Raw genomic sequence first — 15,734 nt, 5'->3', positions numbered from 1 at the left:
AGGAGGGCCCTTGACAGGCCGGCCCGAACCGGAAGGACAGTGGGACTGACGGGAAGCCCCCAGCACATCCCTGAGACCGCCCAGGCCGGACCCCGCCCTCCCCCGGCCCCCGGCCCCGCCACGGACGGTGGCGCCGCGCCACGACGGCGCCACACGCCGCGCCCCCACGCAAAGGGGCGGCCCCCGAGACCCAAGGTCTCGGGGGCCGCCCCTCATGCGCCTACCGGCTACCGGCTACGCGCCCTTCGACAGGTCCGGGCCGGAGCCCGTGGCCTCGATCGGGGGGAGGTCCGGCAGGGCCGACTTCTCTTCCCCGCGGAAGGTGAACTTGGCCTCGTCACCCTCACCCTCGACGCCGACCACCACGATGTGACCGGGGCGCAGCTCGCCGAAGAGGATCTTCTCCGACAGCAGGTCCTCGATCTCGCGCTGGATGGTCCGGCGCAGCGGGCGGGCACCCATGATCGGGTCGTAGCCGCGCTTGGCCAGGAGCAGCTTCGCGTCACCGCTGAGCTCGATGCCCATGTCGCGGTCCTTGAGGCGCTCGTCCACCTTGGCGATCATCAGGTCGACGATCTGGATGATGTCTTCCTGGCTGAGCTGGTGGAAGACGACCGTGTCGTCGACGCGGTTGAGGAACTCGGGCCGGAAGTGCTGCTTGAGCTCCTCGTTGACCTTCGCCTTCATCCGGTCGTACCCGGTCTTGACGTCACCCTGCGCCGCGAAGCCCAGGTTGAAGCCCTTGGAGATGTCCCGCGTACCCAGGTTGGTCGTCATGATGATGACCGTGTTCTTGAAGTCGACGACCCGGCCCTGGGAGTCGGTCAGGCGACCGTCCTCCAGGATCTGGAGCAGCGAATTGAAGATATCCGGGTGCGCCTTCTCGACCTCGTCGAAGAGGACGACGGAGAACGGCTTCCGGCGGACCTTCTCGGTCAGCTGGCCGCCCTCTTCGTAGCCCACGTAGCCGGGGGGCGAACCGAAGAGACGCGAAACCGTGTGCTTCTCGCTGAACTCCGACATGTCGAGGGAGATCAGCGCGTCCTCGTCACCGAAGAGGAATTCGGCGAGCGTCTTGGACAGCTCGGTCTTACCGACACCGGACGGGCCGGCGAAGATGAACGAGCCGCCGGGGCGCTTCGGGTCCTTCAGGCCGGCCCGCGTACGGCGGATCGCCTGCGAAAGGGCCTTGATGGCGTCCTTCTGCCCGATGACGCGCTTGTGGAGCTCGTCTTCCATGCGCAGCAGACGCGAGGACTCCTCCTCGGTCAGCTTGAAGACGGGAATGCCGGTCGCGGTCGCGAGGACCTCGGCGATGAGCTCGCCGTCGACCTCGGCGACGACGTCCATGTCGCCGGCCTTCCACTCCTTCTCGCGCTTGGACTTCGCGGCGAGCAGCTGCTTCTCCGAATCACGGAGCGAAGCCGCCTTCTCGAAGTCCTGGGAGTCGATGGCCGACTCCTTGTCGCGGCGCACGGCCGCGATCTTCTCGTCGAACTCGCGCAGGTCCGGCGGCGCGGTCATCCGGCGGATGCGCATCCGGGAGCCAGCCTCGTCGATCAGGTCGATCGCCTTGTCCGGCAGGAAGCGGTCCGAGATGTACCGGTCGGCCAGCGTCGCGGCCTGCACCAGGGCCTCGTCCGTGATCGACACGCGGTGGTGGGCCTCGTACCGGTCGCGGAGACCCTTGAGGATCTCGATGGTGTGCGGCAGCGACGGCTCCGCGACCTGGATGGGCTGGAAGCGGCGCTCCAGCGCGGCGTCCTTCTCCAGGTGCTTGCGGTACTCGTCGAGCGTCGTGGCGCCGATGGTCTGGAGCTCACCACGGGCCAGCATGGGCTTCAGGATCGAAGCCGCGTCGATCGCGCCCTCGGCGGCGCCCGCACCGACCAGCGTGTGGAGCTCGTCGATGAACAGGATGATGTCGCCGCGGGTGCGGATCTCCTTGAGGACCTTCTTCAGGCGCTCCTCGAAGTCACCGCGGTAGCGGGAACCGGCGACCAGTGCACCCAGGTCGAGGGTGTACAGGTGCTTGTCCTTGAGGGTCTCGGGCACCTCGCCCTTGACGATGGCCTGGGCCAGCCCCTCGACGACGGCGGTCTTGCCGACGCCGGGCTCGCCGATGAGGACCGGGTTGTTCTTGGTCCGGCGGGACAGCACCTGCATGACCCGCTCGATCTCCTTCTCGCGCCCGATGACCGGGTCGAGCTTGGATTCGCGGGCAGCCTGGGTGAGGTTGCGGCCGAACTGGTCGAGGACCAGCGAGGTCGAGGGGGTGCCCTCGGCCGGGCCGCCTGCGGTGGCCGACTCCTTGCCGCCCCCGGTGTAGCCGGAGAGCAGCTGGATGACCTGCTGCCGGACCCTGTTCAGATCGGCGCCCAGCTTCACGAGGACCTGGGCGGCGACGCCCTCGCCCTCGCGGATCAGGCCGAGCAGGATGTGCTCGGTGCCGATGTAGTTGTGGCCGAGCTGGAGGGCCTCTCGGAGCGAAAGCTCCAGGACCTTCTTCGCCCGCGGCGTGAAGGGGATGTGGCCGGACGGGGCCTGCTGGCCCTGACCGATGATCTCCTCAACCTGCTGGCGAACAGCCTCGAGCGAAATCCCGAGGCTCTCCAGGGCCTTAGCGGCGACACCCTCACCCTCGTGGATCAAGCCCAGGAGGATGTGCTCGGTGCCGATGTAGTTGTGGTTGAGCATCCGGGCTTCTTCCTGAGCCAGGACGACAACCCGCCGCGCGCGGTCGGTGAACCTCTCGAACATCGTTTATCGCTCCTCAGAGCGGTCGGGCAGTTCGGGGTCGGTCCCCGCCCTGTCCTTCCGCATGCTAGTCCCGCGGGACGGGACAGCTCATTCCAACTGCCGACATCCGTCCACGGCTCACCCCCACGTCGGTGAGGAAAACCGGCTGTAAGAGCCGACTACTGCTCCAACCTGATGGTGCGAGACGATGTTCCCGCAGGCCAGGCAGATACCCGTCACACGTGTACGCCGATGGCGAACGGAAGCCGCTCAAATCAGCGTGTCGCCCCGATCCACTAGGAATGTCTTACCCGTAAGGACTGACACTCCATGCCGGTCAGCACGGTTCCCTCCGCTACGGGCGAACACGCTTGTGTCCCGAATGTGGGACTCCGCTCCACGGATGTTTACGTTCCGCATTGAACCGAGTGCACTACGTAACCCGGCGGCGCCACTCGGAGTTCATCCGTTCATGGCCATCGTCAACGTCGTGGACGCCGTTCCCCCTCCCCGTCTCCCCTCCGGGCCGGACACCCGTACCTGGTACGAGCGGGTGCTCGGCTGGGCCGTGGCGGCCGGGCCGCCCGTGCGGCTTGTCACCGGGGTCCGGTTCGACGTGCTGGAGCTTCCGGCGGACGCCGGGGCCGGGCTGCTGCGCCGTCCCGGCCTGGCCACCGGTCCGGTGGCGCTGGAGGGGCGCAGGATGCGCTTCCTGGTCGCCCCGGGGGCCGCCGACGAGCTGGAGGGGCTGCTCGACTGGCTGGAGTGGGGCGGGGTGGCGCTGGAGCTCACCGCCCTGGGTGCGGGGGGCGGGATCACCGCCCCCGTGCCGCCCGGGCGCGAGCCGGGAGGAGACCCCCGGAGGGCCGCCGTGTGGCTGCGGCCCCCCGGACCGGGGTGCGAGGCCTCGCTGCCGGCCCTGCCGGGACCGGGGCGGGGCGCCGGGGCCGGACCCGGGGGGTCCGGCGGGCCCGATCTCGTACGCCTGGTGGCCGCGGCGGCGACGGAATGCCACCGGGCCCGCCTGTGGCGGCGTACGGATCAGCCCTTGGCCTTCTCGTAGGCCTCGCGGATGTCGGCGGGGACGCGGCCGCGGTCGTTGACGTTGTAGCCGTTCTCCTTGGCCCACGCGCGGATCTCGGCGGTGTCGGGGTTGCCGGACGAAGCCGCGACGCGGCCCTTGGTGCGGCCGGCCGAGGCGCGTCCACCGGTGCGGCGGCCGCCCTTGGTGTACGGGTCGAGCAGCCCGCGGAGCTTTTCGGCGTTCGCGGTGGTGAGGTCGATCTCGTAGGTCTTGCCATCCAGAGCGAACGTCACGGTCTCGTCCGCCTCGCCACCGTCGAGGTCGTCGACAAGAAGGACCTGAACCTTCTGTGCCACCGGATTTCCTTTCATCGAAAATGCAGTACGCGGAAAGGAAACCGCTTTTGCCTGGAAAACACAAACCCCCGGGAGAGGTTCAGGAGCTCAACAAGGCGGGAAACGTACGCGATTCGGACATAGGCCACAGGCGGCTGCGGCCTGGAATAGCCCTCGCGGCCGTTCAGAGGTGCAGCAGCATCCGGCTGTTGCCCAAGGTGTTCGGCTTCACTCGTTCGAGACCGAGGAACTCGGCGACTCCCTCGTCATAGGAACGCAGGAGCTCCATGTAGACATCGGTGTCCACGGCGGTCTCACCGATCTCGACGAACCCGTGCTTCGCGAAGAAGTCGACTTCGAAGGTCAGGCAGAATACCCGGCGCACCCCGACCCGGCGGGCGGTCTCCAACAACTTGGCGAGCACCTGGTGCCCGACTCCGGCGCCCTTCAGGTCCCGGTCGACCGCGAGCGTGCGCACTTCGGCGAGGTCTTCCCACATGACGTGGAGAGCTCCGCAGCCCACCACCTGGCCGTCGGAGTCGCGTTCCGCGACCCAGAACTCCTGGATGCCCTCGTAAAGGGTGACCGGGGCTTTGTCGAGGAGGATCCGCTGCTGCACGTACTGGTCCAGCAGGCGGCGCAGAGCCGGAACATCTCCGGTGCGCGCGCGGCGGATGGTCACTGTTTTCGCGTCTGTGCTGGAAAGCTCTCCCATAGGCCGGACGCTATCGCCCCGGCTCGCTCCGGCGCGCGCCGGAGCCCCCTTCCTCCCCGGGTGCGGAGGGGTTCGCGCCCGGGCCGGCGGCGGGCGGCGCGGCCTCGGGGGCGCCGGCGGCCGGGGGCTCGGGCTCGTCGTGCTGGACGATCCTCACGGCGTCGCGGAGGGCCTCGCGCTGTTCCGGGGACATCATGCCGAAGAAGGCGACGAGGGCGGCCGCGGGGTTGTCGCTCGTCGACCAGGCTTCGTTCATCAGTGCGGCCGAGTAGGCGGCGCGGGTGGAGACCGCCGTATATCGATAGGCGCGGCCTTCCGCTTCCCGGCGGACCCAGCCCTTCTGATGGAGATTGTCCATAACGGTCATGACCGTGGTGTACGCGATGGACCGTTCCTGCTGGAGGTCTTCCAGGACTTCCCGAACGGTGACCGGGCGGTTCCACTGCCACACCCGCGTCATGACTGCGTCTTCGAGTTCTCCCAAGGGGCGAGGCACAGCAGCACGATAGTGCGGAATGGGCGGAATTGCCCGACTATTCGTGGTGCAACGCGCTGCCAATACCCGCGCGGCGGTCCTACTTCTGCGGCTGACCCGCTTCGGCGCGGGCGAGCACGGCGTCCACGGCCGCGTCTTCCTTGGCCTTGTTGGCGCCGCCCTGGCTCTTGACGATCGTCCTCACGAGGAAGATGAAGAACGTGGCCATCACGATGGGGGGCACGAGCGCGGAAACGTAGTCCATGCCCCCCAGCGTAGCTATACCGCCGCGAGCCCCGCCGCCGGGGGCGGGGCGGGCTTGCGGCGCGGCGGGAAGACCTCGCCCGGGGTGGGCACGGGCCGTCCGGGGCGCGGGGATTCCGGCGGCGAGGGCTCCTTCGGGGACGGGTCCGCCGGAGCGGGGCCCTTCGGGGAGGGGGCCGCCGGGGCCGGTCCCTTCGGCGCGGGCTCGGGGCCGGGCCGCTCGGGGCGGGGCCGCTCGGGGCCCGGTGCGGCGGCGGCCGGCTCCTCGCGGCCGCCGGCCAGGGCGAGCAGGCGGGTGCGGGGCGCGGGGGCCGCGGCCGCGAGCCGGCGGCGCACGGAGCGCTCCGCGACGCCCCGGGCCCGTTCCAGCACGGCGGCGGCGACCGGGTTGGCCCGCAGGGCGCGCAGGGCGGAGAGGTCGTCGGGGTCCGGCTCGTACCCGGCGGCGAGGGCGTCCTGGAGCAGTTCCAGGTAGCCCGACAGGCTCCCGGGCAGGGCTCTGCGGTAGCGGGCGAGATCGTCGAGCAGGAAGGCTCTGAGCCGGCCCGCCTCCCGGACCGCTTCGTCCACCGACGCCGCGAGGCGCAGGCAGTCCTGGACCTCGGCGGCCGTCAGGGGGGCCGTGGAGGACTGGAGGGCGTGGGCGAGGCTACGCCTGAGCACGAGCAGCTCGGCGGCGCTGAAGGCCATGCCGCCGCGGGATCCGTAGGGCGTGGGCATGGGGCCGAAGATACGCGCTAATCGGACAAAATCCCCTGATGGTGGGGACGTGCGGCGCGGCGCGGCGGCGCGCCTCGCACCGCCGCCGTCAGCCGGTCTCCTTCACTGCCCCGACGAAATCGGCCCAGGCGGCGTGGGTGGTGGCCATCACGAGGTGCGCGGGGTCGGCCCGGTCGGCCACCCGTACGAGGGTGCCGGGGGCGGCCGCCACGTAGACGCAGGCCTCCCCCTCACCGCAGTACGACGATTTGCGCCACTCGGTCGGGGCGTTCGTCATGGTGTCTCCTCCGCTGTGGACGAGGCCACGTTGCCTCTCCAGCGGGACGCTACCTGCGTCTGAGTCACGCTCCGGCCACTTCCCGTAAAAAACACGGCCGACAAATATCACGCCACCGTCACACCGTCGTCACTCGACCGGGAAGGCGTAGGCGATCTCGTAGCGGGAATCGGGGATCACGAGGTCGGCGGTCTCCACCGGCCGGCCGCCGGAATCGATGTAGGTCCGCTCGATCCGGGTGATCATCGAACCGAGGCTGATCCCGAGCAGATTGGCCTGGTTCTGGTTGGCGCGGGCCGGGCGCGGCACCTCCACCACCGAGGTGACGGTGATGCCGATGGACCGCATCCGCGCCACGACCCCGGCGCCGCGCAGCTCCCCCGCCTCGGGCAGGACGACCGGGGTCCCGGAGGTGATGGCGAGGGGCTCCCAGGACTCCGAGAGCTCGGCGGGGCTGCCGTCGGCCATGAACTCGTAGCGGGTCAGCACGCAGGGCGCGCCGGGTTCGATGGCCAGCCGGGCGGCGATCCGCTCGGGCGCGGGGACCTGGGGGTGGGTCCGGGAGTCCCAGGAGGCGGCGATGCCGTGCGCGGCGGCCTCGGAGCGGAAGGTGTTGCCGGAGCCGGGGACCCGGCGGCGGGTGCGGAGCATCCGCATGCGGCGGCGCGGGGTGCGCACGTAGGTGCCGGATCCGGCCCTGCCTTCGAGGAAGCCCTCGATGATCAGCTGCTCCATCGCCCGCTGGGTGACGCCCTGGCCGACCTCGTACTCCTCGGCGAAGCGGGCGCGGGAGGGGAGCCGGTCCCCGATCTTCCATTCGCCCGCCTCGATGCGGGTCCGGAGGGATTCGACCACCTGCAAGTACGGTGATTCACGGGGCATTCGGGCCGTCCTCTACCGTCTCGACCGTGCCGCTCGGGAGCGCGCGTCCGACGCCGACAAGCTAACCGATCAGCTCGAAGCTGAGGATTCGGGATGACGGTGGGTGCGGGCGACTCCCGTACGGGGACCGGTGGTTGGGCCCGGGCGGGCCGCCGCCCGCCGCGCCCGGGGCGGGCGTGGCGGGCGGAGTGCCGTGTGCTCAGTCGAAGTTGGGCGCGTTGCGCTCGTACACCAGCCGCAGGCCGATCAGGGTCAGCCAGGGCTCGTGCTCGTCGATCACCGAGGTCTCGCCGAGGACGATCGGCGCGAGCCCGCCGGTGGCGATCACCCGGACGTCGTCCGGGTCGCCCTCGGGGCCCACCAGGTCCCGGGCCATGCGGTGCACGATCCCGTCGACCTGGCCCGCGAACCCGTAGACCACGCCGGACTGCATCGCCTCGACCGTGGACTTGCCGATCACGTTGCGCGGCCGGGCCAGCTCGATCTTGCGCAGCTGCGCGCCGCGCATCCCGAGCGCCTCCATCGAGATCTCGATGCCCGGGGAGATCACCCCGCCCACGTACTCGCCGCGCACGGAGATCGCGTCGAAGGTGGTCGCCGTCCCCATGTCGACGACGATCGCCGGCCCCCCGTACAGCTCGACGGCCGCGACCGCGTTGACGATGCGGTCCGCGCCCACCTCCTTGGGGTTGTCCATCAGGATGGGCACGCCCGTCTTGACGCCGGGCTCCACCAGCACCGCCGGCACGTCGCCGTAGTAGCGGCGGGTGACCTCGCGCAGCTCGTGCAGGACGGACGGGACCGTCGCGCAGATGGCGATGCCGTGGATCCCGTCGCCCAGCTCGCTGCCGAGCATCGGGTGCATGCCCATCAGGCCCTGGAGCAGGACGGCCATCTCGTCGGCCGTGCGGCGCGGGTCGGTGGAGACCCGCCAGTGCTCGACGATCTCCTCGCCGTCGAACAGACCCATGACGGTGTGGGTGTTGCCCACGTCGATGGTGAGCAGCACGGACTACACCGCCTCGCGCAGGTCGAGGCCGATGTCGAGGATCGGCGAGGAGTGCGTGAGCGCCCCCACCGCCAGGTAGTCCACACCGGTCTCGGCGTAGGCGCGGGCGGTCTCCAGGGTGAGGCGGCCCGAGGACTCCAGGACGGCGCGGCCGGCCACGAGGGTGACGGCCTCCTCGGTCTCCGGGACAGTGAAGTTGTCCAGCAGGATCAGGTCGGCGCCCGCGTCCACGACCTCGCGGACCTGGTGCATGGTGTCGACCTCGACCTCGACCGGGACGTCCGGGAAGGCCTCGCGGACGGCCTTGAAGGCCTGGGCGACGCCGCCGGCGGCGACCACGTGGTTGTCCTTGACCAGCGCGGCGTCCGACAGGGACATGCGGTGGTTGACGCCGCCGCCGCAGCGGACCGCGTACTTCTCCAGCGAGCGCAGGCCCGGAGTGGTCTTGCGGGTGTCGCGGACCTTGGCCTTCGTACCCTCCAGGACGTCCGCCCAGCGGCGGGTGGCCGTGGCGATGCCGGACAGGCGGCACAGGATGTTCAGGGCGCTGCGCTCGGCCGTCAGCAGGTCGCGGGTGCGGGCGCGGACCGACAGCAGCAGCTGGCCGGCCTCCACCTGGTCGCCGTCCTCGGCGTGCCGCTCCACCTCGAAGGCCTCCGTGCACACCACGGAGAACACCGCCTCGGCGATCCGCAGGCCGGCCACGACCCCGGCCTCGCGGGCCACGAAGTCGGCGACGGCCTCGGCCTCTTCGGGGACGGTGGCGACGGTGGTCACGTCGACCCCGCCGTCCAGGTCCTCGGACAGCGCCATGTGCGCGATGTCCTCGACCTCGATCGGGTCGAGGCCCGCGTCCACCAGCAGCTGGGCGAGCGCCGGGTCGAGGCCGGTCTCCTCGCCGTCGCCGCAGCCGCAGTCGTCGCCGCAGCCGCCTTCGTTCTGCTCGATCAGGGGGAGTTCGGGGGTGCTCACGGTCAGTGCTCCTGGCTTGAGGGGTGGGGGAACGTCTACGGGCGGGGGGCGCCGGAGGAGGCGTCCGCGTCCACGGGCGGGAAGTCCGCCGAGTCGGTGGGGGTGACGACCAGGGCCCGCCGCTCGGTGGCCGACAGCCGCACCACCAGGTGGCGGCGCCAGGCGTCGTCGCGGTCGGGGTGGTCCTCCCGCCAGTGGCAGCCGCGGGTCTCGGCGCGCCGCTGGGCGGCGGCGACCAGGACGCGGGCCACGCACAGCAGGTTGGTCGCCTCCCAGGTGTCCACGCCCGGTTCGGCGGTCTTCCCGTGGGTCTCCAGCTCGCCCAGAGCGGTCGTGTAGAGGGTCTCCAGGGCCTCGGCGGCCTCGCTCAGGGACTCCGAGGAGCGCAGCACGCCGGCGCCCCGCGTCATGATCCGCTGGACCTCGTAGCGGGCGCTCGCGGGCTGGAGCGGGCCGGTGGCGGGCACGGGTATGCCCGGGCCGCTGCCCTCGGGGGCGCGGGAGACGATGTCCTCGGCGATCCGCTCGGCGAAGACCAGGCCCTCCAGCAGGGAGTTGGAGGCCAGGCGGTTGGCGCCGTGCACACCGGTGCAGGCGACCTCGCCGCAGGCGTACAGGCCCGGGACGGTCGTGCGGCCGTGCAGGTCGGTGCGGACGCCGCCGGAGGCGTAGTGCGCGGCGGGGGCGACCGGGATGGGCTCGGTCACCGGGTCGATGCCGTGGGAGCGGCAGGCGGCGAGGATCGTGGGGAAGCGGTTCTCCCACATCTCGGCCCCGAAGTGGCGGCCGTCCAGGTACATGTGGAGCGTGCCCTGCTCCTGCATGCGGCGCGTGATGGCCTTGGCGACGATGTCGCGCGGCGCGAGTTCGGCGAGCTCGTGCTGGCCGACCATGAAGCGGACCCCGTCGGCGTCGACGAGGTGGGCGCCCTCGCCCCGTACGGCCTCCGAGACCAGGGGCTGCTGCCCCTCGGCGTCCGGGCCCAGGAACAGGACGGTCGGGTGGAACTGGACGAACTCCAGGTCGGAGACCTCGGCGCCGGCGCGCAGCGCGAGGGCGACGCCGTCGCCGGTGGAGACGGACGGGTTGGTGGTCGCGGAGAAGACCTGGCCCATGCCGCCGGTCGCGAGGATCACGGCGGGGGCGTGGACGGCGCCGACGCCGTCGTGCTGGCCCTCGCCCATCACGTGCAGGGTGACGCCGGCCGTGCGGCCCTCGGCGTCCTGGAGCAGGTCCAGGACCAGCGCGTTCTCGACCGTCTCGATGCCGGCGGCGTGGACGGCCTCGACGAGCGCGCGGGAGATCTCGGCGCCGGTGGCGTCGCCGCCCGCGTGCGCGATCCGGCGGCGGTGGTGGCCGCCCTCGCGGGTCAGCTCGATCTCGCCGGTCTCGGCGGAGGTGTCGAAGACGGCGCCGGCCGCGATGAGCCGGCGGACCGCGTCCGGGCCCTCGGTGACCAGCACCCGCACGGCGTTCTCGTCGCACAGTCCCGCACCGGCGACCAGGGTGTCGTCCAGGTGCTGCTCGGGGGTGTCGCCCTCGCCGAGCGCGGCCGCGACGCCGCCCTGGGCCCAGCGGGTGGAGCCGTCGTCGAGGCGGGCCTTGGTGACCACGACCGTACGGCGGCCCGCGGCGGCGCAGCGCAGCGCCGCGGTCAGGCCCGCGACGCCGGATCCGACGACCACGACGTCCGCCTCGACGGCCCAGCCGGGGGCGGGGGCGTGCAGCCGTATACCGGTGCCTGCGGCGCCCTGGTTGGCTGGGCTGCCGGGAGTGCCTGTGGTGCTCACGCGTGTACTCCGAACTCCAATGGGATGTTGTCGATCAGCCGGGTCGTGCCGACCTTCGCCGCGACGGCCAGCACGGCCTGTCCGGTGAAGTCGGGGCCGACGTCGGTGAAGTCCTTCGGGTCCACCAGCGCCAGGTAGTCCAGGACCAGGGGCGGCTCGTGGCGGCCCGCCTCCTCCAGGACGTGCCGGGCCGCGGCCCGGACGGCGTCCGGCAGGCCGCTGCCGGCGGTGGCGGCCGCCGACACGGCGTGGGCGTCGGCGGAGGCGCGGATCTCGCCGAGGCGGGCCAGGGCGGTGGCCCGTTCGTCGCTGGCGGGCGCGGCCTCGGCGCGGGCGCGCAGCGCGGCCTGCGCCGCGAGCCGGTCGCGGCCGGCGAACAGGGCGCGGGAGAGGGCGAGGGCGACGGGGCGCTCGGCCGCGGAGAGGTAGCGGTTGCGGGAGGACAGGGCGAGGCCGTCGTCCTCGCGGACGGTGGGGACGCCGGCCACCTCGACGGGGAAGTTGAGGTCGGTCACCATGCGCCGGATCAGGGCCAGTTGCTGGGCGTCCTTCTGGCCGAAGAGGGCCAGGTCGGGGCGGGTGAGGTGGAGCAGCTTGGCGACGACGGTGAGCATGCCGTCGAAGTGGCCGGGGCGGGTGGCGCCCTCCAGGCGTTCGCCCATGGGCCCGGCGGTGATCCGCACCTGCGGGTCGCCGCCCGGGTAGACCTCGTCCACGGAGGGCGCGAACACGGCGTCGGCGCCCGCCGCTTCGGCGATCGCCAGGTCGGAGTCGAGGGTGCGCGGGTAGCGGTCGAGGTCCTCGTTCGCCCCGAACTGGAGCGGGTTGACGAAGACGGTGACCACGACCTGCCCCTCGGGGCCGGCCTGCTCGCGGGCGGTGCGCACCAGGGTGGCGTGGCCCTCGTGCAGGGCGCCCATGGTCATCACGACGGCACGGCGGCCGGTGCGCGGCAGCTTGTGGAGCTCCTCGGCGGTGTGCAGCAGCTGGAGCGGGCCGGTCATCGCTCCCCACCCTTCGGGTCGGCGGCGTCGGTGTCGCCGTGGTCGGTGTCGCCGTGGTCGTCGGCGAGCACGCCGAGCAGGTCCTCGGCGAGCTCGGGCTTGAGCAGTCCGTGTGCGAGGGCCCGGTCGGCGGTGGTGCGGGCCATGGCGAGGTACCCGGCGACGGTGCCGGGGGCGTGCTTGCGCAGCTCCGAGACGTGCGCGGCGACGGTGCCGGCGTCACCGCGGGCGACGGGGCCGGTCAGGGCGGCGTCGCCGGAGCGCAGGGCGTTGTCGAGGGCGGCGCCGAGGAGCGGGCCGAGCATCCGGTCGGGGTGCCCGACGCCGGCGGTGCGCAGCGTCTCCATGGCCTGGGCGACCAGGGTGACCAGGTGGTTCGCGCCCAGGGCGAGGGCCGCGTGGTAGAGCGGACGGCTCTCCTCCGCGATCCACTCGGGCTCCCCTCCCATCTCGATGACCAGCGCCTCGGCGGCGAGCCGCAGCTCGTCGGGAGCGGTCACGCCGAAGGAGCAGCCGGCCAGCCGCTGCACGTCGACCTCGGTGCCGGTGAAGGTCATCGCGGGGTGCAGGGCCAGCGGCAGGGCGCCCGCGCGGCGCGCGGGGTCGAGCACGGCGGTCCCGTAGCGGCCGGAGGTGTGCACGAGGAGCTGCCCGGGGCGCACGGCCCCGGTCTCGGCGAGGCCCTCGACCAGCCCGGGCAGGGCGTCGTCGGGGACGGTGAGGAGCACCAGCTCGGCCCGCTCCAGCACCTGCGCGGGGGTGACGAGGGGGACGCCGGGCAGCATCCGGTCGGCCCGGCGCCGGGAGGCGTCGGAGACGCCGGAGACGGCGACGGGGTGGTGCCCGGCCTGCTGCAGGGCGCGGGCCAGCGCGGGCCCGACGCGGCCGGCGCCGACGACTCCGACGGAGAGCCGGGCGGGGCGCTCTTGCTGCGATGAGTTCACGCGGGGAATGCCTTCCGTTCCAGTCCGCGGGGGGTACCGGACGATACGTCGCCATGCTAGGCCCTCGGGGCGGTGGGCCGCCGGTCAGGCCATGGCCGACCCGGGCGGCGTTCGGGGCGTGGGGTCCGGCGGGGCGGAGCCCGCCCCGGCGGCGGGTCCGGGGCGGTACCCCCGGGGGCACCTCCCGGCGGCACCGGGGGGAGAGCGGTGGCGGGGCGGGCAGGGGCCGCGGCGCGCGGCGGCGGCCTGCGGCCGGCCGAAAATGCCGGGAGGCGGACCGGACGCGTCGGCGATGATCGGCGACATGACTGATGAAGCGGAGCGGACGAAGCGGATCGTGGCGGCGTGGCGCGGAGCCTCCCGGAGGCTGGCCCGCAGCCCCCGGGAGGCCACCGTCGGCGAGCTGCTCGCGGAGCTGGCGGACGCCCCGTACGACATGGACTCGCCCGGCGACCTCTACGGCGACGGGGCCGTCGCCGAGCTGGAGCGGCGCGTCGCGGAGCTGCTCGGCACCGAGGACGCGGCCTTCTTCCCCTCGGGCACGATGGCCCAGCAGATCGCCCTGCGCTGCTGGGCGGGCCGCACCGGGAACCCGGTGGTCGCGATGCACCCGCTGGGCCACCCCGAGCGGTGGGAGGGCGGCGCCGTGTCGGCGGTCTCCGGACTGCGCACCGTCCACCCGGTGCAGGAGCCGCGCCAGCCGACGCCGGAGGAGGTCCGGGACCACCCCGAGCCCTTCGGCACGCTGATGCTGGAGCTGCCGCTGCGTGACGCCGGCTTCCTGCTGCCCACGTGGGACGAGCTGACGGGGCTGGTGGACGCCGCCCGGGAACGGGACGCGGTGGTCCACTTCGACGGGGCCCGGCTGTGGGAGTCCACCGTCCACTTCGGCCGCCCCCTGGCGGAGGTCGCCGGGCTGGCCGACTCGGTCTACGTGTCCTTCTACAAGTCCCTCGGCGGGCTGAGCGGGGCCTGCCTGGCGGGGGCCCGCGGCTTCGTGGAGGAGACCCGCGTCTGGCGCCACCGGTACGGGGGCCAGGTCTTCCGCCAGTTCCCCCAGGCCCTGTCGGCCCTGGCCGGGCTGGAGCGGGAGCTGCCCCGGCTCCCGGCGTACGTCGGGCAGGCCCGGATGGTCGCGGGGGCGCTGCGCGAGGGCTTCGAGGCGGCCGGGGTGCCGTGGTTCCGGATCAACCCCGGGGTTCCGCACACGCACCAGTTCCAGGTGTGGCTCCCGTACGAGCCGGACCGTCTCACCGAAGCGGGCACCCGGCTCGCGGAGGAGGAGGGCACGGTCCTGTTCGGGCGGTGGAACGCGGAGGGGGTCGCGCCGGGCCTGTCCATGACGGAGGTCACGGTGACGCAGCCGGGGCTGGCGTGGAGCCCGGAGGACGTACGGACGGCGGTGGCGGGGTTCCTGGGGCGGGTCTAGGGGCCCGTGGCGGCGGCAACGGGGTGGTTGACCAGGCAAGTTGTTGCGGGACTCCCGGTCGACACGCCCGCACGGGCGGGAGAGCATGAGGGGAGGGACTCCTTCCGGGGCCGTCGTCACGGGTGTGGCCCGAGCCCCTCTCCACCCCTCCCCCCACAGGTGAGGAACCCCGATGAACAAGCGAGCCCGCACATCCCTGTGCACCACCCTCATGGCCTGTTCGCTCGCCCTCGGGCCGGCTGCCGCGGCATGGGCCGTGCACGCCCCGGCGGCGGGCCCGTCCGGCTCGGCGTGCTTCGTCGTAGCCAAGGCGGGCGACGCGACGAAGGCGACGGTCACGGGCGGGGGATTCCTCAAGACCAGGGGCGAGGTCTTCCTCGACCGGACCGACGGCGACGACGGCGCAGGCGGAGGCGCCACTGCCACGGCCGCCGTGGCCGACGACGGCACGTTCACCTCCGGTGAGGTACCGGCCGGCACGTACGCCGTCTTCCAGCACCGCGGCCCCCGCGTGGCCTGCGTGAGCGGCGAGGAAGCCGGGAGCGTCGCCGACCAGAAGCTGGTCCTCTCCGAAGGGGCCCGTGGCACCGCCGAGGGCCGGGCCCAGGGGAGGAAGCTGGCCGAGTCCGGCGCCTGTGACGCGAAGGCCGAGCCGAGGACGCCGAACCTGCACGGCCTCGCCGCCGATCCGCAGGCCCGCAAGAAGGCCGAAGAGGCCTACAGGAACGCGTACTCGGCCGCGTTCGACGAGGCGATCGGCTTCTTCTGCCACCGCTAGCAGGTCCGCGCGCCGCGGAAGATCAGGCGGGTCAGGGCGTGGCGCCAGGGGTGGGTGGTGGGGGCGCCGTCGACGGCGGCTTCGAACTGGGCCGCCGTGCGCAGCGAGCGCAGGACGGCCAGGTCGTCGCGGCCCGGGGGCGGGGGCAGGGGGGTGCCGTGCTGCGAGGCGCGGTAGGTGTCGATGAGGTACTGCTCTATCGCGGTCATGACTCCACCCTCACCCCGTCGGCCGCAGTCCGCCCGTCGCGTTGCGCGCGGGGGCCAAAGCCCCCCCCCCCCCGCGGGGCGGCCCCCCCCCCGCGCCCCGCCCCCGCCGCCGGCCGCCCGCGGCCCCCGCCGGGGGGGGGGCGCGCCCGGGGCCGCGGGCGGGGCCGG

Annotated in this window: 17 protein-coding genes; 3 read left to right on the top strand and 14 right to left on the bottom strand. The window is 72.9% G+C overall.

The genetic code is table 11. The annotated features are described in order from the left end of the window. Nucleotides 1–234: 234 nt before the first annotated feature. On the bottom strand, nt 235–2,760 hold the full coding sequence (locus ACFVXK_RS30540) for an ATP-dependent Clp protease ATP-binding subunit (RefSeq protein ID WP_045949250.1): 2,526 nt from the start codon (nt 2,758–2,760) through the stop codon (nt 235–237). 451 nt (nt 2,761–3,211) lie between these two features. Between ACFVXK_RS30540 and ACFVXK_RS30535 the strand changes: the two genes are divergently transcribed. Next, complete coding sequence (locus ACFVXK_RS30535; protein WP_389617851.1) at nt 3,212–3,802, top strand: SCO3374 family protein; 591 nt, start codon at nt 3,212–3,214, stop codon at nt 3,800–3,802. On the opposite strand, the gene ACFVXK_RS30530 is transcribed toward ACFVXK_RS30535, so the two are convergent. The 12 genes from ACFVXK_RS30530 to ACFVXK_RS30475 form a co-directional block, all read right to left on the bottom strand. Further along, on the bottom strand, nt 3,781–4,119 hold the full coding sequence (locus tag ACFVXK_RS30530; protein ID WP_389617848.1) for an Lsr2 family protein: 339 nt from the start codon (nt 4,117–4,119) through the stop codon (nt 3,781–3,783). The genes ACFVXK_RS30535 and ACFVXK_RS30530 overlap by 22 nt on opposite strands. Nucleotides 4,120–4,282: 163 nt before the next feature. After that, the gene (locus tag ACFVXK_RS30525) at nt 4,283–4,813 is read right to left on the bottom strand and encodes an amino-acid N-acetyltransferase (RefSeq protein ID WP_389617845.1); all 531 of its coding nucleotides are present in this window, start codon (nt 4,811–4,813) and stop codon (nt 4,283–4,285) included. Nucleotides 4,814–4,823: 10 nt separating this feature from the next. After that, nucleotides 4,824–5,273 (bottom strand): BlaI/MecI/CopY family transcriptional regulator, encoded by a 450-nt coding sequence (locus ACFVXK_RS30520; RefSeq protein WP_389617842.1) that lies wholly within the window; start codon nt 5,271–5,273, stop codon nt 4,824–4,826. Between the two features lie 115 nt (nt 5,274–5,388). After that, nucleotides 5,389–5,553, bottom strand: coding sequence for a hypothetical protein (locus ACFVXK_RS30515; protein WP_167747589.1), 165 nt, complete (start codon nt 5,551–5,553; stop codon nt 5,389–5,391). A 14-nt stretch (nt 5,554–5,567) separates the two neighbouring features. Continuing rightward, nucleotides 5,568–6,272 carry a hypothetical protein gene (locus ACFVXK_RS30510; protein WP_389617839.1) on the bottom strand — a complete coding sequence of 235 codons (705 nt, stop codon included), beginning with the start codon at nt 6,270–6,272 and terminating at the stop codon, nt 5,568–5,570. A gap of 88 nt (nt 6,273–6,360) precedes the next feature. Continuing rightward, entirely contained in the window at nt 6,361–6,549 is a 189-nt protein-coding gene (locus tag ACFVXK_RS30505; protein WP_358896854.1) for a DUF397 domain-containing protein, read from the bottom strand. 129 nt (nt 6,550–6,678) lie between these two features. Further along, on the bottom strand, nt 6,679–7,431 hold the full coding sequence (locus tag ACFVXK_RS30500; RefSeq protein ID WP_389617836.1) for a GntR family transcriptional regulator: 753 nt from the start codon (nt 7,429–7,431) through the stop codon (nt 6,679–6,681). Between the two features lie 199 nt (nt 7,432–7,630). Beyond that, nucleotides 7,631–8,440: a type III pantothenate kinase gene (locus ACFVXK_RS30495; protein WP_389617833.1), complete on the bottom strand. Its 810-nt coding sequence runs from the start codon at nt 8,438–8,440 to the stop codon at nt 7,631–7,633. Nucleotides 8,441–8,443: 3 nt separating this feature from the next. Continuing rightward, complete coding sequence (gene nadC, locus ACFVXK_RS30490; RefSeq protein ID WP_389617830.1) at nt 8,444–9,412, bottom strand: carboxylating nicotinate-nucleotide diphosphorylase; 969 nt, start codon at nt 9,410–9,412, stop codon at nt 8,444–8,446. A gap of 35 nt (nt 9,413–9,447) precedes the next feature. After that, nucleotides 9,448–11,202 (bottom strand): L-aspartate oxidase, encoded by a 1,755-nt coding sequence (locus ACFVXK_RS30485; protein ID WP_389617827.1) that lies wholly within the window; start codon nt 11,200–11,202, stop codon nt 9,448–9,450. Continuing rightward, nucleotides 11,199–12,206 (bottom strand): pantoate--beta-alanine ligase, encoded by a 1,008-nt coding sequence (panC, locus tag ACFVXK_RS30480; protein ID WP_389617824.1) that lies wholly within the window; start codon nt 12,204–12,206, stop codon nt 11,199–11,201. The genes ACFVXK_RS30485 and panC overlap by 4 nt, the downstream gene beginning before the upstream one ends. Next, entirely contained in the window at nt 12,203–13,150 is a 948-nt protein-coding gene (locus tag ACFVXK_RS30475; protein ID WP_389617821.1) for a Rossmann-like and DUF2520 domain-containing protein, read from the bottom strand. The genes panC and ACFVXK_RS30475 overlap by 4 nt, the downstream gene beginning before the upstream one ends. Nucleotides 13,151–13,454: 304 nt before the next feature. On the opposite strand from ACFVXK_RS30475, the gene ACFVXK_RS30470 reads away from it, so the two are divergent. Further along, nucleotides 13,455–14,579 carry a threonine aldolase family protein gene (locus ACFVXK_RS30470; RefSeq protein ID WP_389617818.1) on the top strand — a complete coding sequence of 375 codons (1,125 nt, stop codon included), beginning with the start codon at nt 13,455–13,457 and terminating at the stop codon, nt 14,577–14,579. Nucleotides 14,580–14,751: 172 nt separating this feature from the next. Next, nucleotides 14,752–15,357 carry a hypothetical protein gene (locus tag ACFVXK_RS30465; protein ID WP_389617815.1) on the top strand — a complete coding sequence of 202 codons (606 nt, stop codon included), beginning with the start codon at nt 14,752–14,754 and terminating at the stop codon, nt 15,355–15,357. Here ACFVXK_RS30465 and ACFVXK_RS30460 read toward each other — a convergent pair. After that, nucleotides 15,354–15,566, bottom strand: coding sequence for a hypothetical protein (locus ACFVXK_RS30460; protein WP_389617812.1), 213 nt, complete (start codon nt 15,564–15,566; stop codon nt 15,354–15,356). The two genes, ACFVXK_RS30465 and ACFVXK_RS30460, sit on opposite strands and share 4 nt — an antisense overlap. Between the last annotated feature and the right edge of the window lie 168 nt (nt 15,567–15,734).

The organism is Streptomyces sp. NPDC058157, assembly GCF_042884105.1.
In the GTDB taxonomy this organism is placed as follows: Bacteria; Actinomycetota; Actinomycetes; order Streptomycetales; family Streptomycetaceae; genus Streptomyces.
This window is presented reverse-complemented; position numbering and strand designations above follow the sequence as displayed.

What these genes read in the sequence shown, in the direction of transcription:
- ACFVXK_RS30515 (WP_167747589.1), bottom strand. Translation starts at nt 5,553, where the DNA reads ATGGACTACGTTTCCGCGCTCGTGCCCCCCATCGTGATGGCCACGTTC.
- ACFVXK_RS30465 (WP_389617815.1), top strand. Translation starts at nt 14,752, where the DNA reads ATGAACAAGCGAGCCCGCACATCCCTGTGCACCACCCTCATGGCCTGT.
- panC (WP_389617824.1), bottom strand. Translation starts at nt 12,206, where the DNA reads ATGACCGGCCCGCTCCAGCTGCTGCACACCGCCGAGGAGCTCCACAAG.
- ACFVXK_RS30525 (WP_389617845.1), bottom strand. Translation starts at nt 4,813, where the DNA reads ATGGGAGAGCTTTCCAGCACAGACGCGAAAACAGTGACCATCCGCCGC.
- ACFVXK_RS30540 (WP_045949250.1), bottom strand. Translation starts at nt 2,760, where the DNA reads ATGTTCGAGAGGTTCACCGACCGCGCGCGGCGGGTTGTCGTCCTGGCT.
- ACFVXK_RS30505 (WP_358896854.1), bottom strand. Translation starts at nt 6,549, where the DNA reads ATGACGAACGCCCCGACCGAGTGGCGCAAATCGTCGTACTGCGGTGAG.
- ACFVXK_RS30460 (WP_389617812.1), bottom strand. Translation starts at nt 15,566, where the DNA reads ATGACCGCGATAGAGCAGTACCTCATCGACACCTACCGCGCCTCGCAG.
- ACFVXK_RS30535 (WP_389617851.1), top strand. Translation starts at nt 3,212, where the DNA reads ATGGCCATCGTCAACGTCGTGGACGCCGTTCCCCCTCCCCGTCTCCCC.
- ACFVXK_RS30500 (WP_389617836.1), bottom strand. Translation starts at nt 7,431, where the DNA reads ATGCCCCGTGAATCACCGTACTTGCAGGTGGTCGAATCCCTCCGGACC.
- ACFVXK_RS30470 (WP_389617818.1), top strand. Translation starts at nt 13,455, where the DNA reads ATGACTGATGAAGCGGAGCGGACGAAGCGGATCGTGGCGGCGTGGCGC.
- ACFVXK_RS30510 (WP_389617839.1), bottom strand. Translation starts at nt 6,272, where the DNA reads ATGCCCACGCCCTACGGATCCCGCGGCGGCATGGCCTTCAGCGCCGCC.
- ACFVXK_RS30520 (WP_389617842.1), bottom strand. Translation starts at nt 5,273, where the DNA reads ATGACGCGGGTGTGGCAGTGGAACCGCCCGGTCACCGTTCGGGAAGTC.